The 23715-nt window shown below is 68.0% G+C and carries 20 protein-coding genes and 2 pseudogenes; 10 read left to right on the top strand and 12 right to left on the bottom strand.

What is annotated here, in order from left to right; translation table 11 throughout:
- Nucleotides 1-50: 50 nt before the first annotated feature.
- Genes ASC92_RS24170 through ASC92_RS24160 form a run of 3 tightly spaced genes read right to left on the bottom strand, consistent with a single transcriptional unit; the run spans nucleotide 51 to nucleotide 2792 of the window.
- A complete protein-coding gene (locus ASC92_RS24170; protein ID WP_056520808.1) occupies nucleotides 51-1043 on the bottom strand; it encodes a TRAP transporter substrate-binding protein in 993 nt (330 codons plus the stop codon).
- Nucleotides 1044-1096: 53 nt separating this feature from the next.
- The gene (locus ASC92_RS24165) at nucleotides 1097-1987 is read right to left on the bottom strand and encodes an SMP-30/gluconolactonase/LRE family protein (protein WP_056520806.1); all 891 of its coding nucleotides are present in this window, start codon (nucleotides 1985-1987) and stop codon (nucleotides 1097-1099) included.
- Nucleotides 1977-2792, bottom strand: coding sequence for an NAD-dependent epimerase/dehydratase family protein (locus ASC92_RS24160; protein ID WP_056520804.1), 816 nt, complete (start codon nucleotides 2790-2792; stop codon nucleotides 1977-1979). The genes ASC92_RS24165 and ASC92_RS24160 overlap by 11 nt, the downstream gene beginning before the upstream one ends.
- Nucleotides 2793-3015: 223 nt before the next feature.
- On the opposite strand from ASC92_RS24160, the gene ASC92_RS24155 reads away from it, so the two are divergent.
- The 8 genes and pseudogenes from ASC92_RS24155 to ASC92_RS29445 all read left to right on the top strand — a co-directional run.
- The gene (locus tag ASC92_RS24155; protein ID WP_056520983.1) at nucleotides 3016-3888 is read left to right on the top strand and encodes a FadR/GntR family transcriptional regulator; all 873 of its coding nucleotides are present in this window, start codon (nucleotides 3016-3018) and stop codon (nucleotides 3886-3888) included.
- A gap of 114 nt (nucleotides 3889-4002) precedes the next feature.
- Complete coding sequence (locus tag ASC92_RS24150) at nucleotides 4003-4992, top strand: Bug family tripartite tricarboxylate transporter substrate binding protein (protein ID WP_056520802.1); 990 nt, start codon at nucleotides 4003-4005, stop codon at nucleotides 4990-4992.
- Nucleotides 4993-5046: 54 nt separating this feature from the next.
- Nucleotides 5047-5958, top strand: a complete 912-nt coding sequence (gene kdgD, locus ASC92_RS24145; protein ID WP_056520800.1) for a 5-dehydro-4-deoxyglucarate dehydratase — start codon at nucleotides 5047-5049, stop codon at nucleotides 5956-5958.
- Between the two features lie 44 nt (nucleotides 5959-6002).
- Complete coding sequence (locus tag ASC92_RS24140; protein WP_056520797.1) at nucleotides 6003-6452, top strand: nuclear transport factor 2 family protein; 450 nt, start codon at nucleotides 6003-6005, stop codon at nucleotides 6450-6452.
- A 22-nt stretch (nucleotides 6453-6474) separates the two neighbouring features.
- A complete protein-coding gene (gudD, locus tag ASC92_RS24135) occupies nucleotides 6475-7830 on the top strand; it encodes a glucarate dehydratase (RefSeq protein WP_056520795.1) in 1356 nt (451 codons plus the stop codon).
- Between the two features lie 85 nt (nucleotides 7831-7915).
- Nucleotides 7916-8997, top strand: a pseudogene (locus ASC92_RS29455) (aldehyde dehydrogenase family protein); the annotation flags it as partial.
- A 1-nt stretch (nucleotide 8998) separates the two neighbouring features.
- Nucleotides 8999-9483: pseudogene (locus ASC92_RS29450) on the top strand (aldehyde dehydrogenase family protein); the annotation flags it as partial.
- A gap of 1 nt (nucleotide 9484) precedes the next feature.
- The coding region (locus ASC92_RS29445) for an aldehyde dehydrogenase family protein (RefSeq protein ID WP_235505981.1) at nucleotides 9485-9707 on the top strand (223 nt) is incomplete at its 5' end.
- Between the two features lie 299 nt (nucleotides 9708-10006).
- Here ASC92_RS29445 and ASC92_RS24125 read toward each other — a convergent pair.
- Nucleotides 10007-11560: a glycine betaine ABC transporter substrate-binding protein gene (locus ASC92_RS24125; RefSeq protein WP_056520794.1), complete on the bottom strand. Its 1554-nt coding sequence runs from the start codon at nucleotides 11558-11560 to the stop codon at nucleotides 10007-10009.
- 111 nt (nucleotides 11561-11671) lie between these two features.
- Here ASC92_RS24125 and ASC92_RS24120 point away from each other — a divergent pair, with 111 nt between their 5' ends.
- Nucleotides 11672-12736, top strand: a complete 1065-nt coding sequence (locus tag ASC92_RS24120) for an ROK family protein (protein ID WP_056520792.1) — start codon at nucleotides 11672-11674, stop codon at nucleotides 12734-12736.
- Between the two features lie 10 nt (nucleotides 12737-12746).
- Here the strand turns inward: ASC92_RS24120 and ASC92_RS24115 are convergent, their stop codons facing one another.
- The 5 genes from ASC92_RS24115 to ASC92_RS24095 all read right to left on the bottom strand — a co-directional run bounded on the left by ASC92_RS24115 (nucleotide 12747) and on the right by ASC92_RS24095 (nucleotide 19494).
- On the bottom strand, nucleotides 12747-14282 hold the full coding sequence (locus ASC92_RS24115; protein WP_200936026.1) for an efflux transporter outer membrane subunit: 1536 nt from the start codon (nucleotides 14280-14282) through the stop codon (nucleotides 12747-12749).
- A gap of 15 nt (nucleotides 14283-14297) precedes the next feature.
- Nucleotides 14298-15416 carry an ABC transporter permease gene (locus ASC92_RS24110; protein WP_056520790.1) on the bottom strand — a complete coding sequence of 373 codons (1119 nt, stop codon included), beginning with the start codon at nucleotides 15414-15416 and terminating at the stop codon, nucleotides 14298-14300.
- An 11-nt stretch (nucleotides 15417-15427) separates the two neighbouring features.
- Nucleotides 15428-16558, bottom strand: coding sequence for an ABC transporter permease (locus ASC92_RS24105; RefSeq protein ID WP_056520788.1), 1131 nt, complete (start codon nucleotides 16556-16558; stop codon nucleotides 15428-15430).
- On the bottom strand, nucleotides 16555-18330 hold the full coding sequence (locus ASC92_RS24100) for an ATP-binding cassette domain-containing protein (protein WP_056520787.1): 1776 nt from the start codon (nucleotides 18328-18330) through the stop codon (nucleotides 16555-16557). Before ASC92_RS24100 ends, ASC92_RS24105 begins: the two co-directional genes overlap by 4 nt.
- A gap of 153 nt (nucleotides 18331-18483) precedes the next feature.
- A complete protein-coding gene (locus ASC92_RS24095; RefSeq protein WP_056520785.1) occupies nucleotides 18484-19494 on the bottom strand; it encodes an HlyD family efflux transporter periplasmic adaptor subunit in 1011 nt (336 codons plus the stop codon).
- Between the two features lie 103 nt (nucleotides 19495-19597).
- Between ASC92_RS24095 and ASC92_RS24090 the strand changes: the two genes are divergently transcribed.
- Nucleotides 19598-20269, top strand: a complete 672-nt coding sequence (locus ASC92_RS24090) for a TetR/AcrR family transcriptional regulator (protein ID WP_056520783.1) — start codon at nucleotides 19598-19600, stop codon at nucleotides 20267-20269.
- Here ASC92_RS24090 and ASC92_RS24085 read toward each other — a convergent pair.
- Genes ASC92_RS24085 through ASC92_RS24075 form a run of 3 tightly spaced genes read right to left on the bottom strand, consistent with a single transcriptional unit; the run spans nucleotide 20247 to nucleotide 23488 of the window.
- Nucleotides 20247-21626 (bottom strand): phospholipase D-like domain-containing protein, encoded by a 1380-nt coding sequence (locus ASC92_RS24085; protein ID WP_056520782.1) that lies wholly within the window; start codon nucleotides 21624-21626, stop codon nucleotides 20247-20249. The genes ASC92_RS24090 and ASC92_RS24085 overlap by 23 nt on opposite strands.
- Nucleotides 21627-21672: 46 nt before the next feature.
- Nucleotides 21673-22338, bottom strand: a complete 666-nt coding sequence (locus ASC92_RS24080) for a glutathione S-transferase family protein (protein WP_056520979.1) — start codon at nucleotides 22336-22338, stop codon at nucleotides 21673-21675.
- A 28-nt stretch (nucleotides 22339-22366) separates the two neighbouring features.
- Nucleotides 22367-23488 carry a 5-methyltetrahydropteroyltriglutamate--homocysteine S-methyltransferase gene (locus tag ASC92_RS24075; RefSeq protein WP_056520780.1) on the bottom strand — a complete coding sequence of 374 codons (1122 nt, stop codon included), beginning with the start codon at nucleotides 23486-23488 and terminating at the stop codon, nucleotides 22367-22369.
- Nucleotides 23489-23715: the final 227 nt, after the last annotated feature.

Raw genomic sequence — 23715 nt, 5'->3', positions numbered from 1 at the left:
GCCCCCACCCCAGCCGTCCCCCGGAAGGGAAAGGAGCGAGGCCGCGGGCCTCATTTGGTGTTGACGATCTCTTGAACCAGCGCCTTCTGCTCCGGCGTGGTCGCGAACTTGTCCCACACCGGCTTCTCGACGTCGACGAAGCCCTTGCGGTCGATGTCCGCGGCCGGAACGATCTTGGCGCCGCCCTTGATGACGGCCGCCTTGGCATCCTTCTCGCGCGGCTCCCACAGCTTCACGTAGTAGGGCACGGAGTCTTTCGCGGCCTTGCGGATCGCGGCCTGTTCTTCCTTCGTGAGCGTGTCCCAGATCTTCTTGGAGAACACCAGCACCTCGGGCGTCATGACGTGCATGGTCTCGGAGTAGACCGGCGCGGCCTCGAAGTGCTTGGCTTCTTCGTACGAGGGGTAGTTGTTTTCGGCGGCGTCCACCAGGCCGGTCTTCAGGCCGGTGTAGACCTCGGCGATGGGCATCGGCGTGGGCGACGCGCCGGTGGCGCTCACCAGGCTCACCATCAGGTCGGAGGGCTGCACGCGGATCTTCAGGCCCTTCATGTCGGCCACCGACTTGATCGGCTTCTTGGCATACACCGAGCGCGCGCCGCTTTCGTACATGCACAGGCCGATGAAGCCGGCCTTCTCGAACGCGGCCAGCACCTTGTCGCCGGCCGGGCCGTACATGGCCTTGCGGAAGTGCTCGATGTCGCGGAACAGGAAGGGCAGCGACGGAATCACCGACTCCGGCACGATGCCGTGGAACGAGGCGCTGCTCACGCGCACCATGTCCAGCGCGCCGATCTTCACCTGCTCGACCGTGTCCTTCTCCGAGCCCAGCGAACTGTCGGCGAAGATCTTGATGTTGTCCTTGCCGCCCGTGGCCTTCGACAACTCATCGCCCATGAACTTCACCGCCTGGTTGGTGGGAAAGTCCTTGGCGTGCACTTCGGCGGAACGGAAGGTTCGCGCCATCGTGACGTTCGATGCCGTGAGTGCGATCAGGCCGATCGCGATCAAGCCTGCCAGCTTCTTCATTTGTAGTGATTTCATTTTGAATAGCTCCTCGGTGGATGAAAAGAAAACGCAGTGGATGAACAACAGGGTCAGATGCCGAAAGCGGGCTCCGCGAGGCCTTGTGCGCCGGGCCGCAGCGCGAACACGCCGCCGGCCAGTGGCTGGTCCGACAGGTCGATGCCGCCGGGTCGGATGGAGGTGACGAAGAGGGTGTCGAGGTCCGGGCCGCCGAAGGCGCACATGGCGGGCTTCTTCACCGGTACTTCGAGCGAGCGGTCGAGCCGGCCATCGGGCGTGAAGCGGTGCACCAGGCCGGCGTCGTTGCCGCAGATCCAGTAGCAGCCGTCGGTGTCCATGGCGGCGCCGTCGGGGCGACCGGGCAGGGGCTTCATGTCGATGAACAGGCGGCGGTTGGTGGGCGTGCCGGTGTCCGTGTCGTAGTCGAAGGCCCAGACGGCCTGCACCGTGGGGTGCGAATCGGAGAGGTACATCGTGCGGCCGTCCGGGCTGAAGGCCAGGCCGTTGGGCACGATGAGGTCGTCGAGGCGCGCAGCGGCGTCGTTGCTGCCCTTGCCGTAGCTGTAGAGGCGGCCGACGCGCGCACCGGCCGCCATGTCGAGCAGCATCGTGCCGGCCCAGAAGCGGCCCTGGCGGTCGCAGCGGCCGTCGTTGAAGCGCATGGCCGGTGCCGCGTGCACGACGGGGGCGAGCGGGCTGGCAGGCAACGTGCCGTCGGCCTGCGGCTTCAGCGAGAACAGGCCGCTTTCCATGCCGGCGAGCCATTCGCCGGGCACGTCGGCGCGCGGTGCGATGCAGGCGATCATTTCGTTCGCCGTCCATTGCGCATGGCCTTCGCTCGCGTGCCAGCGATTCAGCATGCGCGCCGGAATGTCGACCCAGTACAGCGCCTGCTGCGCGGCATGCCACACCGGGCTTTCGCCGGTGCCGTTGCGCGCGTCGAGAACCAGTTCAGCTTGCATCGCCGAAGGGGCCTTGCGCGGTGAAGGCGCCGCCCTGGTAGATGGCGTTCGGGTCGGTCGGCGCGACAGGTGGTTGTGCCTCGACCTTGTCGCGGAACACCTCGGAGCTGTCCTGTGGCACGAAGCCCAGGTGCGCGGCCGCGCTGTTGTCCCACCAGATGTCGCGGTTGTCCGACATGCCGTAGACCACCGTGTGCTTCACGTCCGGCGTGAACAGCGATTTCTCGATCAGCGTCGTGAGGTCGCGGTAGCTGAGCCAGGTGCTCATCATCCGGCGGTTGGCCGGTTCGGGGAACGACGAGCCGATGCGGATGCTCACGGTCTCGATGCCCCAGCGGTCGAAGTAGAACTGCGCCATGTCCTCGCCGAAGGACTTCGACAGGCCGTAGTAGCCGTCGGGCCGGCGCACGGCGTGCGCGTCGATGTGTTCGCTCTGCTTGTAGAAGCCGATCACGTGGTTCGAGCTCGCGAACACCACCCGCTTCACGCTGTGGCGGCGCGCGGCTTCGTAGATGTGGAACACGCCCTTGATGTTGGCTTCGAGGATTTCCTCGAACGAACGCTCGACCGACACGCCGCCCAGGTGGACGATGGCATCGCAGCCTGCGACCAGCGCGTGCACTGCCGCCTTGTCCGAGAGATCGCAGGGCACGACTTCCTCTCCCGCATCCGCGGCCGGCGAAAGCGAAGCGATGTCCGACAGGCGCAGCACGCCGGCAAAGGGTTTGAGCCGCTCGCGCAGCACCTTGCCGAGTCCGCCGGCCGCGCCGGTCAGGAGGAGGCGGTTCATCTTCTTGTCTGTCATCTTTGCGCGTCCATGCGTACAGGAGTCATGGTTTCCGAGGGCCCGCCGTCACGGTGCTTTTCTGAAAGCGGCCGGTACGATGCCGACGGAGCAAAGGCTGAAGGGCGCTGCATGTCGGTGCCGTGGAAACCGAAAGCCGCAGGCGAAATCGCCAGCGGCGCCAGGAAGTGCGTGATAAGTTATCTGTTGTCGTACAACTAGTTTGGAGATTATCATCGTGGCCATGGCTCAGTCGACTGCGGGTAATCCCTTGGAATCACAGGCGCCGGCGGAAACGGCGTCTGCCGCTTCGGCTGCGGGGGGCGCTTTCGTGGGGCGTCCGCGCCAGCGCGCACGCGGCCTCGCGCATGGGCTGGTGGAAGACCTTGGCGAAAAAATCCGCAGCCAGTCGCTGCGCCCGGGCGACAAGCTGCCCACCGAGTCGGCCATCATGCAGGCCTATGGCGTGAGCCGCACCGTCGTGCGCGAGGCGCTGTCGAAGCTGCAGGCCGGCGGGCTGGTCGAGACGCTGCACGGCGTGGGCACCTTCGTGCTCCAACCGCGGGCGGGCGGGGTGTTTCGCCTCGATCCCGGCGAGATCGCCGCGTCGGTGGACGTGCTGGCCGTGCTGGAGCTGCGCATCAGCCTGGAAACCGAATCAGCCGGCCTCGCCGCGAGCCGCCGCACCGACGAGCAACTGATCGCCATGCGCCAGGCGCTCGACGACTTCGAGCGCAACGTGGTCGTGGCGGGCGACACCGTGGGGCCGGACTTCCGCTTCCACCTGCAGATCGCCGAGTCGACCGGCAACCCCTATTTCGCGGACATCATGCGGCACCTGGGCACCACGCTCATTCCGCGTACGCGCATCAGCGCCATCCGTACGCACGAAGGTGGCGCACCCTACCTGAACCGGGTCAACCGCGAGCACGAAGAAATCTATGCGGCCATCGCGCGGCGCGACCCCGAGTCGGCGCGCGCGGCCATGCGCATCCACCTGACCAACAGCCGCGAGCGGCTGCGCCTGGCGCAGGAAGCCGCGCAGCAGCAGAAGGCGAAGGCCGATGCGGCTGCAGGCACGGCCGCGCCGTCGCCCGACGACATTCCCTCCAGCTGAATTTTCTTGTCGGCCAGACTGGACAAGTTGTTTTTCTAGTTGTACGATGACTGATAACTCATTCGGCCGCGCGGACGAGGCCGTGACGATCATCGAACAACCGGAGGCAACAACATGACCATCAACCGACGCGGCGCGCTGGGCGCCGCCCTGGCCACGACGCTGGCTGCCAGCCTGCCCCTGAGCGCGATTGCGCAGGGCGGCGGCGGCAACTGGCCCTCGAAACCGATCCGCATCATCGTCCCGTACCCGCCGGGCGGCTCGTCCGACATCATTGCGCGCTCCATCAGCCAGCCGCTGTCGGAGGCTCTGGGCCAGTCGGTCATCATCGACAACAAGGCCGGCGCCAACGGCAATCTCGGCGCCGACCTGCTGGCCAAGGCGCCGGCCGACGGCTACACGCTGATGCTGTGCGACCTCGGCGCGCTGGCCATCAGCCCGTCGCTGTACCCCAAGCTGCCGTTCGATCCGTCGAAGGATTTGCGCAGCGTCTCCATGCTGGCCTACTCGCCCCACCTGCTGGTGGTGCACCCCTCGGTGCAGGCGAACACGCTGAAGGAACTGGTCGAGCTCTCGAAGAAAAGCGACTTCAACTTTGCCGTGACCGCCAGCGGCAGCACGGCGCACCTCGCCGGCATCGAGCTGCAGCGCAGGGTCGGCGCCAAGTGGGAATACGTGCCCTACAAGGGCGGCGTGCAGGCCGTGCTCGACACCGTGTCGGGCCAGACGCAGGTGCTGATGAACGGCATGCTCGCCACCTACCCGCACGTGCAGTCCGGCAAGCTCAAGCTGATTGCCGTGTCCAAGTCCACGCGCATGCCACTGATCGGCAACGTGCCGACCATCGCGGAACAGGGCGCCCCCGGCTACGAGTCGGGCACCTGGCAGGGCGTGGTCGCGGCGCGCGGCGTGCCCGACGCGGTGATCGCCCGGCTCAACAAGGAACTGGTGCGCATCATCCGTACGCCGGACATCCGCGCACGCCTCGCGGGGCAGGGCGCGGAAGTCGTGACCATGACCGTGGCCGAGCAGGACCAGTTCTTCGCCAAGGAGCGCGCGCGCTGGGCGCAGGTCATCAAGGAAGCCAACGTCAGGCTCGACTGACCGGCTGCCGCACATCTTTTTCTTTCCCCCCAAATCTTCACTGGACTCTTCCCGATGAACCCGCAAGAACTCAAGACCATCATGGGCTCCGGCCTGCTCTCGTTTCCGCTGACCGACTTCGACAGCAACGGCGACTTCAACAAGAAGGGCTATGTCGAGCGTCTCGAATGGCTCGCTCCCTACGGCGCGAGCGCTCTGTTCGCGGCCGGCGGCACGGGCGAGTTCTTCTCGCTGACCGGCGAGGAGTACCCCGGCATCATCCAGACCGCGGTAGACACCTGCCGCGGCGTGGTGCCGATCATTGCGGGCGCCGGCGGCCCCACGCGCTTCGCCATCCAGTGCGCTCAAGCGGCAGAGAAGGCCGGCGCGCACGGCATCCTGCTGCTGCCGCACTACCTCACCGAAGCCGGCCAGGAAGGCCTGGCCGCGCACGTCGAGGCCGTGTGCAAGAGCGTGAAGTTCGGCGTGATCGTCTACAACCGCGCGTCGAGCCGCCTCAAGCCCGACACGCTTGCCGGCCTGGCCGAGCGCAACCCCAACCTCGTGGGCTTCAAGGACGGCATCGGCGACATCGAGGCCATGGTCGCCATCTACCAGAAGATGGGCGACCGCTTCGCCTACCTGGGCGGCCTGCCCACGGCCGAGGTCTATGCCGCTGCCTACAAGGCCATGGGCACGCCGGTGTATTCGTCCGCCGTCTTCAACTTCATTCCGAAGACCGCCATGGACTTCTACAAGGCCGTGGCCGCCGACGACCTGCCGACGCAGCACCGCCTGCTGAAGAACTTCTTCATGCCCTACCTCGAGCTGCGCAACCGCACGCCGGGCTATGCGGTGAGCATCGTGAAGGCGGGCGCCAAGATCGTCGGCCACGACGCGGGCCCCGTGCGTGCACCCCTCACCGACCTGAAGCCCGCCGAGATGGAGCAACTCAAGGCGCTGATCGACGCGCTCGGCCCCCAGTAAGCCGGCAAGCTGTCTAACACGAACAACAACACGGAGACAAGGCAATGTTCCTCAAGAAGCTCTTCCTGATCGCCGCCGCGGCGGCTGCGTTCTCGGGCTGCTCGATGATGCCGGCGGGCAATGCGGCATCTGCCTCGCCCGAAGTGACCGCCGCCGCCGAGCGCCTGCGCATCGCGATGATCGATCCGACCGCCGCCGCCCTCGGCGCGCTGGTGGCCGACGACCTCAGCTATGGGCACTCGAGCGGCAAGGTCGACACCAAGGCCAGCTTCATCGGCGACCTGGTGGACGGCAAGTCGGACTTCGTGGCCATCACGATCACCGACCAGACCATCAAGGTGGTCGACGGCAACACCGCCATCGTGCGCCATTCGCTCGCTGCGGAAACCAACGACTCGGGCAAGCCCGGCAAGGTGGCGCTGAAGATCCTCGGCGTCTGGCAGAAGCAGGGCGGCAACTGGAAGCTGCTGGCCCGCCAGGCCGTGAGGATCTGATGCGGTTTTGGATTGATTCGAAATGACATCTTCAGATTCCACCTCTCCCGTCACCGGTGCCCCCGTCGTCACTGGCATGCGCGTGGTTCCCGTCGCGGGCCACGACAGCATGCTGATGAACCTCAGCGGCGCGCACGGTCCGTTCTTCACGCGCAACCTGCTGATCCTGACCGACAGCGCCGGCCACACCGGTGTCGGCGAAGTGCCGGGCGGCGAGAAGATCCGCCAGACGCTCGAAGACGCGCGCGGCCTCATCGTGGGCCAGCCCATCGGCCGCCACAACGCCGTGCTCAACAGCATGCGCAGCGCCTTCGCCAACCGCGACAGCGGCGGCCGCGGCCTGCAGACCTTCGACCTGCGTGTGACCATCCATGCAGTGACGGCGGTCGAGGCGGCGTTGCTCGACCTGCTCGGCCAGCATCTCGAAGTGCCCGTGGCGGCCCTGCTCGGCGAAGGCCAGCAGCGAGACGCGGTGCAGATGCTCGGCTACCTCTTCTACGTAGGCGATCGCAAGAAGACCGACCTGCCGTACGAGACCGATCCCGGCGCCGACAACGATTGGTTCCGCCTGCGCCACGAAGAAGCCATGACGCCCGAGGCCATCGTGCGCCTCGCCGAGGCCACGCACGCGCGCTACGGCTTCACCGACTTCAAGCTCAAGGGCGGCGTGCTGCGCGGCGAGGAAGAAGTCGAGGCGATCCGCGCGCTGCACGAGCGATTCCCGCAGGCGCGCGTCACGCTCGACCCGAACGGCGGCTGGCTGCTGCAGGACGCGATTCGCCTGTGCCGCGACCTGCACGGCGTGATGGCCTATGCCGAAGACCCGTGCGGCGCCGAAGGCGTGTTTTCCGGACGCGAGGTGATGGCCGAATTCCGCCGCGCCACTGGCCTGCCGACCGCCACCAACATGGTGGCCACCGACTGGCGCGAGATGGTGCACAGCCTCTCGCTGCAGTCGGTCGACATCCCGCTGGCCGATCCGCACTTCTGGACCCTGCAGGGCTCGGTGCGCGTGGCGCAGCTGTGCCAGGCCTGGGGCCTGACCTGGGGCTCGCATTCGAACAACCACTTCGACGTGTCGCTCGCCATGTTCACGCACGTCGCGGCCGCGGCGCCGGGCAAGGTCACTGCGATCGACACGCACTGGATCTGGCAGGACGGCCAGCACCTGACGAAAGAGCCGCTGCGGATCGAGGGCGGCTTCGTGAAGGTCCCCACGCGTGGCGGCCTGGGCGTGGAGCTCGACATGGACGCGGTCGAGAAGGCACACCAGCTTTACCTGAAGCACGGCCTGGGCGCGCGCAACGACGCGCAGGCGATGCAATACTTGATTCCGGGATGGACTTTCGACAACAAAAAACCTTGCATGGTCCGTTGAAGGTTTAGTCTCCCGTTTCCATTTCCGCAGCCGGACACCCAGTGCTCCGGCTTCTTTCTTTCCATCGAGCAGCAAGGAACCCCTCATGCAAAACTTCGACAACCTGATCGGCGGCGAATGGCGTGCCGGCGCAAGCTACAGCCCCAACCTCAACCCCAGCAACCTGTCCGACGTGCTGGGCCAGTACACCCAGGGCGACGCATCGCACGTCGAAGCCGCCGTCGCTGCCGCCACCGCCGCCTTCCCGGCCTGGGCCACGGGCAGCATCCAGGCGCGCTCCGATGCGCTCGACAAGATCGGCACCGAGATCCTCGCGCGCAAGGAAGAACTCGGCACGCTGCTGGCGCGCGAAGAAGGCAAGACGAAAGCCGAAGGCATCGGCGAAGCCACCCGCGCGGGCCAGATTTTCAAGTTCTTCGCCGGCGAATGCCTGCGCCTGTCGGGCGAGTTGCTGCCTTCGGTGCGGCCCAACATCGGCGTGGAAATCACGCGCGAGCCGGTCGGCGTGGTCGGCCTCATCACGCCGTGGAACTTTCCCATCGCCATTCCCGCATGGAAGATCGCGCCCGCGCTCGCTTTCGGCAACTGTGTGGTCCTGAAGCCCGCCGACCTCGTGCCCGGCTGCGCCTGGGCGCTGGCCGAAATCATCAGCCGTTCGGGCATCCCGGCCGGCGTGTTCAACCTCGTGATGGGCCGCGGCAGCGTCATCGGCAACGCGCTGGTCAGCCAYCCCGGCATCCATGCGATCAGCTTCACAGGTTCGGTCGGCGTGGGCCGCAACATCGCCGTGCAGTGCGTCACCAACCACAAGAAGGTGCAGCTCGAAATGGGCGGCAAGAACCCGCAGGTGATCCTGGACGATGCCGATCTCGCGCAGGCCGTGGAGCTCAGCGTGCAGAGCGCGTTCTATTCGACCGGCCAGCGCTGCACCGCGTCGAGCCGCCTCATCGTCACCGAAGGCATCTACCCCAAGTTCATCGAGGCGATGAAGGCGCGCATGGCAAAGATCAAGGTCGGCGATGCGCTGGCGCAGGGCACCGACGTGGGCCCCGTCTCGTCCAAGTCGCAGCTCGACCAGGACATGGAATACGTCGCCATCGGCAAGGGCGAAGGCGCCACGCTGGCCGCTGGCGGCGAGCTGCTGAAGCTCGAGACCGACGGCTACTANACCGGCCAGCGCTGCACCGCGTCGAGCCGCCTCATCGTCACCGAAGGCATCTACCCCAAGTTCATCGAGGCGATGAAGGCGCGCATGGCAAAGATCAAGGTCGGCGATGCGCTGGCGCAGGGCACCGACGTGGGCCCTGTGTCGTCGAAGTCGCAACTCGACCAGGACATGGAATACGTCGCCATCGGCAAGGGCGAAGGCGCCACGCTGGCCGCTGGCGGCGAGCTGCTGAAGCTCGAGACCGACGGCTACTACATGTCGCCCGCGCTCTTCAGCGAATCGGCCGCAACCATGCGCATCAACAAGGAAGAGATCTTCGGCCCGGTGGCCAGCGTGATCCGCGTGAAGAACTACGAAGAGGCGCTGGCCACGGCCAACGACACCGAGTTCGGCCTGTCCGCGGGCATTGCGACCACCAGCCTGAAGTACGCCACGCACTTCAAGCGCCACAGCCAGGCCGGCATGGTGATGGTCAACCTGCCGACNGTTCGGCCTGTCCGCGGGCATTGCGACCACCAGCCTGAAGTACGCCACGCACTTCAAGCGCCACAGCCAGGCCGGCATGGTGATGGTCAACCTGCCGACRGCGGGCGTGGACTACCACGTGCCGTTCGGCGGCCGCAAGGGCTCGAGCTACGGTCCGCGCGAGCAGGGCAAGTACGCGCAGGAGTTCTTCACGACGGTGAAGACGGCCTACACGCTGGCCTGATCCTTTCGTCGTGGGCGGCTTTGAGCACGCTGTTGTGTTCAGGGCGCGCTCACGCCGACGGGGTACCTTGCTCCGCGAATGTCCCCCGCTTCGCTCCTCCTTTATTTCGCTGCGCGAGGCACCCCATCGGCGTGATCAATGGACGCAGCGCTTGCGCGGCCGGCACAACGACAGCGTCCATGTGCGAAGGGCATCGGGTGCTCCCCGCAGCGAAATAAAGGAGGAGCGAAGCGGGGGACATTCGCGGAGGGGAGCACCCGATGGCCTTCGCACACGCCCCGAAAGAACACCAGAGCAATTCAGGAAGGCAGCGAAGACACCGGCACACGACGCCGCCGCCGCATCAGGTATTCCACGAGCTCGAACAGACCTTCACTCAGCAACGCCAGCGCAGCCGCCGGCAATGCGCCCGCAACGAGCAGTTCGCGGTCGTTGAGCGCCAGCCCCGTCACGATGCGCTCGCCGAAGCCACCCGCACCGATGAAGGCCGCAATGGTCGCAGTGCCGATGGCGATCGAGGTCGCGGTGCGCACACCCGCCAGCAGCGTGGGCAGCGCCAGCGGCAGCAGCACCAGCCGAAGGCTCTGCGGCGGCGTCATGCCCAGTGCAGTGCCGGCCATCCGCAGGCCATTGGGCACCTCGGCCAGGCCCGTCACCGTGTTGCGCATGATCGGCAGCAGCGAATAGAGCGTCAGCGCGATCAGCGCGGGCAGCGCGCCAATGGCGCCCAGCATCGAGATCAGCACCGCCAGCAGCGCCAGCGACGGCACGGTTTGCAGCAGACTCGCGAAACCCAGCACCACCGCGCGCAGCCGCACATGCGCAAACACCAGGATCGCCAGCGGCACGCCGATGAGAATCGCGACGCCGACCGACACCGCCACCAGCAGCAGATGCTGCCGCGTGAGCTTCCACAGGTCCGGCCCGAGCAGCTTGGCCATGAAGCCGCGCCGCGCCTCCTGCGGCTGCGCCTTAGCGCCCTTGCCCGCGCTCGCGAGAAAGTCGCGCGCGATGGTGTCGAAGGGCACGCTCTGCAGCTCGGCGCGCGCATTCATCGCGATCATCGCGTGCTCGTCGATGCGGCCTTCGAGTGTCTTCAGCGCGGCCCAGGCCTGCGGCAGCCGCGTGGGCAGGTCGAGCTTGTAGAGCACCACCGCGTCGTAGCGTGGAAAGTACTTCTTGTCGTCTTCCAGCACGCGCAGGCCGAGGTGGTCGATCTTGGCGTCGGTGGTGTAGATGTCGATCACGTCGATTTGCTTCGCGGCCACCGCGTCGTAGGCCAGCCCGTGGTCGAGGCCGGTGGGTGCCTGCGTGAAGCCGTAGCGCTCGGCGAGGCCCTTCCAGCCGTCCGCGCGGCCGATGAATTCGTTCGACAGGCCGAACTTCAGCTCGGGGTGCTTCGCCAGGTCGCTCAGCGTGCGCAGGCCGAGCCGCTCGGCATCGGCCGCTCGCACCGCGAGTGCATAGCCGTCGTTGAAGCCCAGCGGAATGGCCACGCCCAGGCCCATCGGCGCGAGCGCCGCGTTCATGGCCTCGCGCGTGTCCGCCGGCGAGCCCTTGAGGATTTCGAGCGCGATGGTGCCGGTGTATTCGGCGTACAGGTCGATGGCGCCCGAGCGCAGCGCCTCGTACACGATGGCCGTGTTGCCCAGCCCCTGCCGCACCACCGGCGGCGAGGTGGTGTGCGGCGCCGCCGTCTGCGCCAGCAACTCGGCCAGGATGTACGACTCGGTGAAGCGCTTGGAGCCCACGCGCAGCGTCTCGTCCGCGGCTTGTGCGGGGGCGGACGCGACGGCAAGCCATGCGAGGGCGAACAGCAGGGCGGCGCGCCAGAGGCTGCGGGGCAGATGCATCCGGGCCAGTGTATAGACATCGTTCCGTTTGGCGTACCCGCCGCTCTCCTACACGCCGTGGTGCGCGGTGCCGATGGGGCGGGCCGCCGATCGGGCCCACAGTCGGTTGCCATGACGACCCGCTTCACGAAGAACGAACTCCCCGGCCCCGACGTCCACGGCCTGCGCGAGCTGCCGGGCGTGCAGGTCGATGGCTACAGCCTGCAGCTGCGCGACAAGGACGGTTTCGTCGGCGACCAGGCCAGCCAGACGGCCTTTCGCGAACTGCTCGAACGCTGGCGCAAGCGCCGCCGCAGGAACGGCAAGGACCCGCTGGGCGCTTCGCATTCGCGCGATCTCGGCAAGGGGGAACTCGACCGCGCGCTGCAGGAAAAGAAGGCCTCCGAAGCCTCCGACGTGATGCACGGTGCCATCGAGGAGTTCGCGCAGGAACTGGCCTTTGTGATCCAGCGCTTCATGCGCCAGCCCTCGTGGCGGAAGGTGCAGCGCATCGTGGTCGGCGGCGGCTTTCCCGAGAGCGATGTGGGCGAGCGCGCCATCCTGCAGACCGGCGCCATCCTCGAGGAGATGGGCCTGCACGTGCAGATCGGGCGCCTCTCGCACGACGTGGACGACGGTGGCCTGATCGGCTGGGCGCATCTTGCGCCGCCCGCCATGCTGAAGAAGCACGACGCGATCCTGGCGGTGGACGTCGGCGGCACCAACGTGCGCTGCGGCATCGTGAAGACGCGCCACCGCAAGGCGCGCGACTTCTCGCTCGCGAAGGTGGTGCGGCGCGAGAAGTGGCGCCATGCCGACGAGGGCCCCAACCGCGGCGGCATGGTCGATCACATCGCCGGCATGCTCAAGGACATGGTGATCTACAGCGAGCGCAAGAAGATCCGCCTTGCGCCCTTCATCGGCATCGGCTGCCCGGGGCTGATCCGGCGGGACGGCTCGATCGCGCGCGGTGCGCAGAACCTGCCGGGCGACTGGGAGAGCCAAGCCTTCCATCTGCCCAGCGAACTGTGGCGCCGCATGCCGATGATCGACTCGGGCCCGACGCTGGTGCTGATGCACAACGACGCGGTGGTGCAGGGCCTGAGCGAGCTGCCCTTCATGCGCGACGTGCGGCACTGGGGCGTGCTGACCATCGGCACGGGGCTGGGCAACGCGAGCTTCACGAACCGGCTTTGAGGCCGGGGCTTCATTGCCGGTCGTCGGGCTGCAGGCCTTCCAGCACCGGCGCGCCGCCACCCAGTGCCTTGTAGACCGCCACCAGCCCGACCGCGAGCCGGCTGGCGCTCTGTGCCCGGTCGCGCTGCGCCTGCAGCAGCGTGCGTCGCGCATCGAGTTCGACGCCGAAATCGGTAAGTCCGCCCGCATGGCGTGCATGCGCCAGCACCAGCGCATCGCGGCTGCGGCGTTCGCGTTCGGACAGATCGACCTGGCGCTGGCGCTCGGCGGCGTAGGCAGTGAGGGCAGAGTCGATCTCGTGCCAGGCCTTGAGTACGGTCTGCTGGAAGGCCACGGCCGCTTCCTGCTGCTGCAGCTCGCGCAGTTCGATGGTGTTTCGGCGGCGTCCGTTGTCGAAGATCGGCAGGCTGATCGACGGGCCCACGTGCCACTGCCGGCTGCCCCATTCGCCGAAACGCTCGCTGCCCACCGATTCGTAGCCGAAGCCGGCGCCCAGCGTCACGCGCGGATAGAGATCGGCCACGGCCATGCCGATGCGGGCCGTGGCGGCGTGCAGCTGTGCCTCGGCCGCCGCGATGTCGGGGCGGCGGCGCGCGAGTTCGGCGGGCTGGCCCAGCGCAAGGGCGGGCAGCGCCGAAGCGTCGGGGGCGTCGCCGGTGGCGGTGTCGGCCAGTTCGGTGTTCAGCGCACCGGGCGCGGCGCCGGCCAGCAGCGTGATGCGGTTCATCGCATCGGCTTCCTGCTGCAGCAGCGCGGGAATGCGTGCGCGCAGTTCGGCCACCAGCGCGCGCTGGCGTACCGGGTCCAGGTCGGTGACGAGGCCGCCGTCGGCGCGCGCCTGCACCAGTTCGAGCGACTCGGCGGCTGCCGCGATGTCGGCGCGCGCGATGCGCAGTTCGCGCTGCGTGCCGCGCAGCTCGAAGTAGTTGCGCGCCAGCTCGGCCTGCACACTGAGCCGGGCCTGCCGCAGCAGTGCGGACGAGGCGCTCGCGTCGGCATCGGCCGCCTCGATGGCCCGGCGCACGCGGCCCCACAGGTCGATCTCCCACGAGGCATCGAAGCCGGCCTGGTAGAGGTTGTAGGGCTCGCTGAGTGTGCGGATGAGCTGGTCGCGGTTGGAGACCGACGAGCCGAGCGCATCGATCATCCGCGTGGCGGCGCCGCTTTCGCTCTGGCGCTGCCGGGTGATGCCGGCGCTCGCATTCACCTGCGTCCCCTGCTGCGCCGCCGTGGTGCTGCGCTGCACGCGGCTCTGTGCGAAGCGCAGGGCAGCCGTCTGAAGGTCGGGGTTGCTTGCGAGCACCATGGCTTCGAGGCGGTCGAGCAACGGATCGTTGAACGCCTTCCAGTCGCCGGATGCGATGCCGCCGGTGGAAGCGCCTTGCCGTTCCGCGCCCAGCAGCGCGGGCGAGCCACCATGCCAGGCCGACCAGTCGGCGGGCGAGCGCACCTCGGCCGGCTTGTGATCGGGCCCCACGGCGCAGCCGGCGAGCAACAGGGAGAAGGCGAGCGCGGTCGCGGAGCGAGGAGCGGACAGAAGAGGCATGGCGTGCTCCCGGTTTCAGACAAGGCGGTTGCGGAACAGCCAGGCCGCCAGCGGCAGCGTGATGGCGGCGATGACGGCGAGCGGAATCAGGTTGTGCCAGACCGTGCCAAGTCCCACGCCTTCGAGGTACACGCGCTGCACGAGATCGATGGCGAAGCGCAGCGGGTTGGCCAGCGTGGCCACCTGCAGCACGTGCGGCATGTTGCGCACCGGCGTGGTCAGGCCCGACAGCAGCATCAGCGGCATCAGCAGCACGAACGCGTAGAGCATGGCCTGCTGCATGTTGGCCGACACAGCCGAGATCGACAGGCCGATGCCCACGCTCGCGACCGTGAAGAACACCAGCCCCGTGTACAGCGTGACGAGCGAGCCCGCCATCGGAATGCCGAACCAGAACAGCGCCACCAGCAGGATCAGCGACGACTGCACCAGCCCCACCAGCACCGGCGGCAGCGCCTTGCCGATCATGATCTCGAGCGGCGACATCGGCGTGACCAGCAGCTGGTCGAAGGTGCCTTGCTCGCGTTCGCGCGCCACCGACAGCGCGGTGAGCAGCAGCGTCTGCAGCATGCTGAGCGCGGCGATCATGCCGGGCAGCAGGTTCCAGCGCGTTTCGAGGTTCGGGTTGAACCATGCGCGCGATTCGATGACCAGCGGCGACGGTGGGGCGCCCGCGCGCGTGCGCAGTTCCGCGTTGTAGCGGTCGACCACCGCGCTCACGTAGCCCGCCGCCGAGCCCGCGGTGTTGGAGTTGCGCGCATCGAGGATCAGCTGGATCGTCGTGGTCTGCCCCGCGCTGAGCTGCTGCTCGAAGTTGGCGGGAATCTGGATGACGAGCAGCGCCTGCTCGGTGTCGATCACCTCGCGAATGTCGGCCTGCGAGCGCAGCGTGGCCACGCGGTGGAACACGCCTGTGCTGTCCAGGTGCGCGATGAGTTCGGACGAGGCGCCGTTGCGGCTCTGGTCGAGCAGCGCGTACGGTACGTTGGTGAGGTCGTAGGTCGCGCCGTAGCCGAAGACCAGGCTCTGCAGCAACGCCGGCGCGACCAGGATGGCGCGCGTGGCCGGGTCCTTGAGAATCGTCAGGAGCTCCTTGCGGCAGAGGTTGGCGATGCGCATGAGGAAATCGATCATGGCGTCGGCCCTCAGTCGAGGCTCTTGCGCGTTACCGCGCGCGCCACCAGCAGCAGGCCCACCGCGTACGCCAGCAGGATCGCGCAGTTGCGCCAGATCAGCGGCCACACGTCACCGGCGAGGAACAGCGTCTTGATCAGGTCCATGAAGTAGGTGGCCGGCAGCAGGTGCCCCACCACCCACACGGCAGTGGGCACGTTGCGCAGGTCGAACAGGAAACCCGACAGCATCATCGAAGGCATGAAGGTCGCGATCAGCGCCACCTGGCTCGCGAGGAACTGATTGCGCGTGACCGACGAGATCACGAGGCCCAGGCTCACGGCCACGATCAGGTACAGCATCGAGCTGAACACCACCACCAGCAGCGAGCCGTACATGGGCACGGCGAACAGGTAGCGCGCGGAGAGCAGGCACAGCGTGAGCCCGAGCATGCCGACCGCGAAGTACGGAATGATCTTGGCCAGCAGGATCTCGACCGGCCGCACCGGCGTGACGAACAACGCCTCCAGCGTGCCGCGCTCCCATTCGCGCGCCATCACCAGCGCGGTGAGGAAGGCGCCGACCAGCGTCATGATGAGCACGATCAACCCTGGCACCAGATACCAGGTGCTGGTGTTCGCGGCGTTGAACCACATGCGCTGCTCGACGGCGACGCTGCCTGCAGCCGCGGCGCCGGCAGCGTCGCCGTTGCGGTCCGCCTGCCGCACGCCCGCTTGCGCGAGGGCGCCGCTCACATAGGCCTTGATGATGCTCGCGCGCCCTGCGTCCGAGCCGTGCACGATGAGCTGCACGCGTGCATTGCCGGCAGCGAGCGCGCGGGAGAAATCGGCCGGCACGCGCACGATGCCGTCGACCTTGCGCTCCTGCATCAGCTCCTCGGCGTCGTGCATCGAGCCCAGCAGTATTGGCGCGATGGTGGGCGAGAGCTGCAGCCCGGCGATGGCCTCGTGCGCGGTCGGCGAGGCGTCTTCCATGACCACCGCCACGGGCGCGTTCTTCACGTCGAGCGACATACCGTAGCCGAAGATCAGGATCAGCACCATCGGCAGCAGGATGCCGATGGCGAGGTTGCTGCGGTCGCGCAGCAGCTGGCGGAATTCCTTGCGCGTGAGGGAGACCAGGCGGGACCGGAAACCGTTCATGCCGCCACCTCTTCCGTGCTCTTGTGCCGCGCCTTCTCGACGATGCCGATGAAGGCCTGTTCCATGTCGATGCGCCTGTCTTCGCCATCGCCCAGCGCCTGCGCGCGAACCTCCTGCGGCATGCCGATGGCCAGCACCTTGCCTGCGTCCTGGATCACGATGCGGTCGCAGTACTCCGCCTCTTCCATGAAGTGCGTGGTGATGACGACCGTGGTGCCGCCTTCGGACAGCGCCGTGATGCGGCGCCAGAACTCGCGGCGCGCGAGCGGGTCGGCGCCGCTGGTGGGCTCGTCGAGGAACAGGATCTCGGGTTCGTGCAGCAGGCCGGTGGCCATCGCCAGGCGCTGCCTGTAGCCGCCGGGCAGCTGGCCGCTGGGAGAGTCGAGCGCGTGGGCAAGGTCGAACTGGTGCAGCACGGTGTCCATGCGCTCGCGCAGCTTCGCGCCGCGCAGGCCGTAGGCGCCGCCGAAGAACGAGAGGTTCTCGCGCACCGTGAGGTTGCCGTAGAGCGCGAACTTCTGCGAGACGTAGCCGATGCGCTGGCGTGCCTGTGCGCGTGCACGCCGCAGGTCGACGCCGGCCACGCGCAACTGGCCGCCACTGGCGGCCAGCAGGCCGCAGAGCATGCGAAAGGTGGTGGTCTTGCCCGCGCCGTTGGGGCCGAGCAGGCCGAATATTTCGCCGCGCCGCACCGAGAAGCTGGTGTTGGCCACGGCGACGAAATCACCGAAGCGGCGCACGAGGTCCTTCACTTCGATGACCACCTCGCCGGGTTTGCCGCCAGGCGTCGCCATGGCCGCTGGCGGGATGGTGTCGTTGGCGGGCGATGGCTGCGTGCGCAGCAGCATCATGAAGCCGTCTTCGAGGCGCGGCGCGACGGGTTCGGTATGCGCGCCGTCTAGCAACGCGTCGAGCCGCGCGCCGTCTGCTTCCGCGCGGCGGATGAAGCGCACCTCGCCGCCCTGCGGCACCGCATCGACGATGTCCTGCCGCGCGTCGAGCAGGCGAGCCTGAAGCAATCGCGGCGGCTCGCTGTGGGTCGGCGTTGCGACAAAGCAGAGGCCGCGCGCCCGGTCGCGCAGTTCGCCGGGCGTGCCCTGCGCTAGCAGCTTGCCGCTGCGCAGCACGAACACATGGCTGCAGCGCTCGGCCTCGTCGAGGTAGGCGGTGCTGACGATGACCGAGAGCTTTTCGTCGTCGACCAGTTGCTGCACGATCTGCCACAGCTCGCGGCGCGAGAGCGGGTCCACGCCCACGGTCGGCTCGTCGAGCAGCAGCAGGTCGGGCGAGCGCACCAGCGTGCAGGCCAGCCCGAGCTTCTGCTTCATGCCGCCCGAGAGCTTGCCGGCGGGGCGGCTGGTGAAGCGGCCGAGGTCGGTCATTTCCATCAGCCGTGCGTAGCGCTCGCGCCGCTGCGCGCGCGGCACGCCGTGCAGGTCGGCGTAGAGGTCGAGGTTCTCCTGCACGCTGAGGTCGTCGTAGAGGCCGAAGCGCTGCGGCATGTAGCTGATGCGATCCTGCACTGCCTGCGGATCGGCCGACACGTCGATGCCGAGCACGCGCAGCTCGCCTTCGTCGGCGCGCATCAGGCCGGCCATGAGGCGCAGCAGCGTGGTCTTGCCCGCGCCGTCGGGGCCGACCAGCGCGATGAGCGTGCCGGCGGGTATTTCGAGCGACACGTCGTCGAGCGCGTGCACGGCCGCGGCCGGCGCCTTCGGCACGAAGCGCTTGTGCAGCGAGCGTCCGGTCACGGCCGGCCCGGTGCCTTGCATTCAACAGCCCTCCGTGCGGGAAGTCTTGCCCCTTCCCCCTCCGGGGGAAGGCTGGGATGGGGGCAGGCAGAGCGCCCGATGGGTACGCCGCGCGCCCCCACCCCAGCCCTCCCCCGGAAGGGGAGGGAGCAATGCATGAAGAGGAGCGGTCATTCAGGGCCTGCCCGTCGAAGACAGCTGCAGCCGCACCGTGGCCGGCATGCCGAGCCGCAGCCGGTCCTCCTTGTCGTCGACCATCACGCGGATTTCGTAGACGAGGCTGCTGCGCAACTCCTCCGTTTGCACGGTCTTGGGCGTGAACTCCGCCACCGACGAGATGTAGCCGACCTTGCCCGCGATGGCCTCGCCGGGCTGGCTGTCGGTGCTCACGCGGGCCTCCTGCCCGGCGCGCACGCGGCCGAGGTCGGGTTCGGCCACATAGGCGCGCACCCACTTGGGATCGGTGATGGCGAGCGTGAAGGCCGGGCGCTGCGGCGAGGCCATGTCGCCCGGTTCGAGCAGGCGGGCGCGCACGACGGCGTCGATGGGCGCCTTGAGCTCGGCCTCCGTGAGCTGGTGGTTCATGAGCGCGAGTTCGGCGCGGGCAGATTCGAGCTGGGCCTGCGCCTGCCCGATGTCTTCCTTGCGCGGCCCGGTGACGACCAGCTGCTGCGCCTTGCGCGCGTTGTCGAGCTGCGCCAGCGCCACCTTGCGCCTGGCCTGTGCGCTGTCGAGATCCTGCTGGCTCACGGCGCGGCCGGCCGTGGTGGCGCCGATGGCCTGCAGGCGCGCGAACTGCTGCAGCGCCAGTTCGGCATCGGCCTGCGCGGCGGCCACCTGGGCGCCGGCCTGCGCCACTTCCTCGGGGCGGCTGCCGGTCTTCAGGCGCAGCAGGGCTTGCTCCTGCACGCCGATGCGCGCCTGCGACTGCGCCACGCGCAGAACCAGCGAGCGGGTGTCGAGCCGGCCCAGTATCTGCCCGGCGTGCACGCGGTCGCCTTCGCGCACCGCCAGCTCGGCCACGCGCTCGTTGCCGTTGAAGGCCAGCGAGACCTGGCGCAGGTCGACGTTGCCGTACAGCACGAGCTGGTCGGAGGGCGTGGCCGTGCGGTGCGCGTACCACCAGCCGCCCGCTGCCGCGATGACTGCCACGGCGGCGATGGCGATGAGGGGTTTCCTGTTCATGGCGTGTGTCCTGACGAGGCTGCTGCTGTCCCGGGCCCTGCGTGATGTTATCAAATTGAAATTTGAATTTGAAGTATTTTTTCGTTTGGGTTAGCCTCGAGGCATGGCAACCCGCACTCCGCGCACCGACGGCAACACCACGCGCCTGCACATCCTCGAGACCGCTGGGCGGTTGTTCGCGGCGCAGGGTTTCGCGCACAGCACCAGCAAGGAAATCTGCACCCGCGCCGGCACCAACATGGCCGCGATCAACTACCACTTCGGCGGCCGCGACGGGCTCTACGAGGCGGTGCTGATCGAGGCGCACCGGCAACTGGTGAGCCTCGACGAGCTGATGGCGCTGTCCATGGAGTCCACCGATGCGCGCCTCAAGCTGCGGACCCTCCTCACGCACATGGTCGAGATGAGCGCGCAGCCGAAGGCGCCGTGGGGCTTCCGGGTGGTGCTGCGCGAGGCGCTGTCGCCGTCGCCGGCCATGCCGGCGATGATCCAGCGGGCGGTGCTGCCCAAGGCCAAGCTGCTGCGCGGCATCATCGGCGAGATCATGGGCCTGCCCGGCGACCATCCCTCGGTGCAGCGCAGCCTGCTGCTCACGGTGCTGCCATGCCTGGTGATGACGGTGGCGCCCAAGGACCTGAGCAGCAAGGTGCTGCCGGCCCTGAAAGACACCCGGGCGCTGGCGGACGACCTGATGCGCTACGTGCTCGCCGGGCTCGACGCCGTGGCAAAGGACGCCAGGGCCGCCGAATCGCCTACAGCTGGAAAGCGACGGTGAGCAGCAGTCCCTCGGCCACGTCGCGCAGCAGCCCCGGTCGCCGCGCGCGGTAGGGTTCGCCGGCCGAGGCGGTGGTCTCGATCCACTCGGCCAGCCAGTCGATGTTGTCCTGGCCGTAGAACACCACGGCGGCCTCGTGGTTCAGCAGCAGGCTGCGCAGGTCGAGGTTGATCGAGCCGCAGATGGCGAGTTCGTCGTCCAGCACCACGGCCTTGGCGTGCGCCATGAACGGCAGCATGCGAAAGCTCACGCCCGCGCGCGCGAGGTCGCGCATGGCGCGTGCGCGCACGAAGTCGGCCAGGCGGTGGTTCGACTTCGCCGGCATCGCGATGGTCACCTGCACGCCGCGCCGCGCGGCCAGCCGCAGCGCGTCGCGCAGGCCGTCGCCGGGCACGAAGTAGGGCGTGATCGCGAGGATGCGGTGCTCGGCGCGAAAGCACGCGTCGATCAGCAATGCATGCGCCGTGTCCTCGGTCTGGTCGGGGCCGCTCGGCAGGAACTGGGCCATGGCCGTGCCCGGGCCTTCGGGTACGTCGTCGCACGTGATGGCGCGGGCCTTGCGGCTGCGCACCGAGGTCCAGTCGTGATCGAACTGGCGCGCTGCCGCTGCGGCCACGCTGCCGCGCAGGTCGAACGAAAGGTCGTGCCAGGCCTCGGGATGCTTGTCGTTGCCGGTGAAGTATTCGCCCGCGAGGTTGCGCCCGCCGGACCAGAGCCAGCCGTCGTCGGCGATGGTGAACTTGCGGTGGTTGCGCAGGTTGCGCGGGCCGATGCGGCGCAGGCTGAAGAAGGGGCGGAACACCGCCACCTCGCCGCCCGCCGCCCGCAGCCGGTCGAAGTGATGGCGCGGCAGCGACAGCGCACCGAAACCGTCGAGCAGCACCCGCACCTTGACGCCTTCGCGCGCCCGCCTGGCGAGCCGCTCGATCACCGCATGGCCGAGCGGGTCGTCGCCGATGATGAAGGTGCACACGTCGATGCGCTCGCGCGCGCCGTCGATCACCTGCCACAGTGCCTCGCGCGCGGCCTCGCCGTCGGCATGCATGCGGATCGCGCAGCGCCCCGGCGGCGCGAGGCCGAAGCTCTCGATCAGGTCGGCGGCCCAATGGCCCGGCGGCACCGAACGCGGTGGCCGCGGCGAGCCCGCCGGGCGTAGCTTGCGCTGGCCGAACAGCAGGTACATCGGCAGGATGAAGTAGGGCATCAGCACCAGCCCCATGACCCAGGCGATGGCGGTGGTGGGTGCGCGCTGCTCGCGGCGCGCGCGCGTGGTCAGGACGTAGACCAGTAATGCGAAAGTGACGACGAGGAAATGCTGCGAAGGGGAGGGCAGCCAGTCGAACCTGTTGATCGGCATGGAGCGATGATGCCTCAGCGCCGCCTCGGAGCCTTGCCCCCGCCCTTCAGCGTTGAAGGAAGGCCGGCACGCCGCGCCCCTGCGAGGCCAGGAAGCGCATCATCGGATCGACCACCGCGCGCACCGCGGGGCGGTCGCCCACGCGTGTGCGCCAGGCCAGCAGCCGCGGCGTGGCGTCGGTCATGCCGGCGCCCTTGCGGTCGGCGAACACGCAGGCCATGTAGAAGGCGATGTCGGCAAAGGAGTAGGGGCCGGCGAGGTGCTCGCGCGTGGCCAGCAGGCCTTCCATCTCTTCATAGAAGCGCGCGCAGCCGGCGCAGGCCGCGACCGCCGCGGTGCTCTGCATGTCGTGCTGCAGGCCGAACAGCTTGATGACGTTAGGAAAGAAGACCTCGTCGGACTTCTGTTCCAGCTGCCGCGCGCGAGCCCGGTCGGCAATGCCTTCGGGCCACAGCGCCGGGCTGGGATAACGGTCTTCCAGGTATTCGAAGATCTGCGTCGAGTCGAAGAGCGAAACCTCGTCGTCGACCAGCACCGGTACCTGCTGCTTGACGGGGTTGACCCGAAGCACCTCGGGGTGCTTGGGCTCGTAGGCGTCGCCCTCGATGAAGGGCACCATGACCAGTTCGAAGGGCACGCCCTTTTCGCGCGCCGCGATCTCGACCTTGGCGCCGAACATGCTGAGGGGACCGGAGTAGATGTGAATCGTCATGGGCCCCGACTTCAACAGAAATGGCGCTTCAGGTCGAGCCCCAGACTTCCTGCGCCGTCTCCACCACGAGGCGCAGCTTGCTGCGCTGCGCTTCCACCGCGATGTTGTTGCCGTGCACCGTGCTGGAGAAGCCGCACTGCGGCGACAGCGCGAGCTGTTCGAGCGGGGCGTACCTGGCGGCATCTTCGATGCGGCGCTTGAGCTCGTCCTTGTCTTCCATCTCGCCGAACTTGGTGGTCACGAGGCCGAGCACCACGGTCTTGCCCTTGGGCAGGAAGCGCAGCGGCTTGAAGTCGCCGGAGCGGGCGTCGTCGTATTCCATGAAGTAGGCGTCGAGATCCATCTCTTTCAGCAGCGCCTCGGCCACCGGCTCGTAGTTGCCGGCCGCGGCGTGCGTGCTCTTGAAGTTGCCGCGACACAGGTGCATGGCCAGCAGCATGCCCGGCGGCTTCTGCGCCACCACCTTGTTGATGAAGGCGGCGTAGCGGTGCGGCAGCTCGTTGGGGTCGTCGCCGCGCTTGCGGGCGGCCTCGCGCATGTGCTCGTCGCACAGGTAGGCGAGGTTGGTGTCGTCCATCTGCACGTAGGTGCAGCCGGCGGCGGCCAGCGAGCGCAGCTCGTCGCCGTAGGCCTTGGCCACGTCGTCGTAGAACACAGGGTCGAGCTCGGGGTAGTGCTCCTTGCTGATGCCGGCGCGGCCACCGCGGAAGTGCAGCATCGTCGGCGAGGGGATCGTCACCTTCGGCGTGCGACCCGCCGACACCTGGCTCTTGAGGTACTGGAAATCGGCCAGCTGGATGTCCTTGATGTGGCGCACCTTGTCGATCACGCGCATCGCCGGCGGCGCCAGTTCCTCGGTGCCGTCGGGCTTGCGGATGGTGACCGGAATGTCGGTCTTCACGCCGCCGAGCTGGTCGAGGAAGTCGATGTGGAAGTAGGTGCGGCGGAACTCGCCGTCGGTGATGCTCTTCAGGCCGATGTCTTCCTGGAACCGCACGATCTCGGTGATGGCCTTGTCTTCGACGAGGCGAAGCTGCTCGGGCGTGATCTCGCCCTTGGCCTTCCGCTCGCGCGCTTCGAGCAGGTACTTGGGGCGCAGGAAACTGCCCACGTGGTCATAGCGGGCGGGCAAGGCGGCGTGCTGGGACATGGATGGCTCCGTCGTTGATTGGGGAAACGAATGGAACATCGTATCGCCTTCGAATCATCGGCGGCCGATACAAGTGACTCGGCTCCCCGCGCCGCGCCGACGGCCGACCCGCCCGCGGAAGCTGCAGCGAGCGATGATCGCGCAGTTCATCTGTTTATCGCGCAACAAGGGCTCCCATCAGAGACCGGCTAGGTAATTGCCTGCTCCGCCGGGTGTTGCAAAGTATT

Origin of the sequence: Variovorax sp. Root411 (assembly GCF_001425205.1) — a bacterium.
Classification (GTDB): Bacteria; Pseudomonadota; Gammaproteobacteria; order Burkholderiales; family Burkholderiaceae_C; genus Variovorax.
Note: the sequence above shows the minus strand (reverse complement) of the source record. Positions and strands in the feature narration are given on the sequence as shown.

Excerpts from the sequence above, each read along its gene's own strand:
- ASC92_RS24120 (WP_056520792.1), top strand. The coding sequence starts at position 11,672 with ATGACGACCCGCTTCACGAAGAACGAACTCCCCGGCCCCGACGTCCAC.
- ASC92_RS24165 (WP_056520806.1), bottom strand. The coding sequence starts at position 1,987 with ATGCAAGCTGAACTGGTTCTCGACGCGCGCAACGGCACCGGCGAAAGC.
- gudD (WP_056520795.1), top strand. The coding sequence starts at position 6,475 with ATGACATCTTCAGATTCCACCTCTCCCGTCACCGGTGCCCCCGTCGTC.
- ASC92_RS24115 (WP_200936026.1), bottom strand. The coding sequence starts at position 14,282 with ATGCCTCTTCTGTCCGCTCCTCGCTCCGCGACCGCGCTCGCCTTCTCC.
- ASC92_RS24140 (WP_056520797.1), top strand. The coding sequence starts at position 6,003 with ATGTTCCTCAAGAAGCTCTTCCTGATCGCCGCCGCGGCGGCTGCGTTC.
- ASC92_RS24105 (WP_056520788.1), bottom strand. The coding sequence starts at position 16,558 with ATGAACGGTTTCCGGTCCCGCCTGGTCTCCCTCACGCGCAAGGAATTC.
- ASC92_RS24100 (WP_056520787.1), bottom strand. The coding sequence starts at position 18,330 with ATGCAAGGCACCGGGCCGGCCGTGACCGGACGCTCGCTGCACAAGCGC.
- ASC92_RS24110 (WP_056520790.1), bottom strand. The coding sequence starts at position 15,416 with ATGATCGATTTCCTCATGCGCATCGCCAACCTCTGCCGCAAGGAGCTC.
- ASC92_RS24160 (WP_056520804.1), bottom strand. The coding sequence starts at position 2,792 with ATGACAGACAAGAAGATGAACCGCCTCCTCCTGACCGGCGCGGCCGGC.
- ASC92_RS24125 (WP_056520794.1), bottom strand. The coding sequence starts at position 11,560 with ATGCATCTGCCCCGCAGCCTCTGGCGCGCCGCCCTGCTGTTCGCCCTC.
- ASC92_RS24090 (WP_056520783.1), top strand. The coding sequence starts at position 19,598 with ATGGCAACCCGCACTCCGCGCACCGACGGCAACACCACGCGCCTGCAC.
- ASC92_RS24075 (WP_056520780.1), bottom strand. The coding sequence starts at position 23,488 with ATGTCCCAGCACGCCGCCTTGCCCGCCCGCTATGACCACGTGGGCAGT.
- ASC92_RS24080 (WP_056520979.1), bottom strand. The coding sequence starts at position 22,338 with ATGACGATTCACATCTACTCCGGTCCCCTCAGCATGTTCGGCGCCAAG.
- ASC92_RS24085 (WP_056520782.1), bottom strand. The coding sequence starts at position 21,626 with ATGCCGATCAACAGGTTCGACTGGCTGCCCTCCCCTTCGCAGCATTTC.
- ASC92_RS24095 (WP_056520785.1), bottom strand. The coding sequence starts at position 19,494 with ATGAACAGGAAACCCCTCATCGCCATCGCCGCCGTGGCAGTCATCGCG.
- ASC92_RS24155 (WP_056520983.1), top strand. The coding sequence starts at position 3,016 with ATGGCTCAGTCGACTGCGGGTAATCCCTTGGAATCACAGGCGCCGGCG.
- ASC92_RS24170 (WP_056520808.1), bottom strand. The coding sequence starts at position 1,043 with ATGAAATCACTACAAATGAAGAAGCTGGCAGGCTTGATCGCGATCGGC.
- ASC92_RS24150 (WP_056520802.1), top strand. The coding sequence starts at position 4,003 with ATGACCATCAACCGACGCGGCGCGCTGGGCGCCGCCCTGGCCACGACG.
- kdgD (WP_056520800.1), top strand. The coding sequence starts at position 5,047 with ATGAACCCGCAAGAACTCAAGACCATCATGGGCTCCGGCCTGCTCTCG.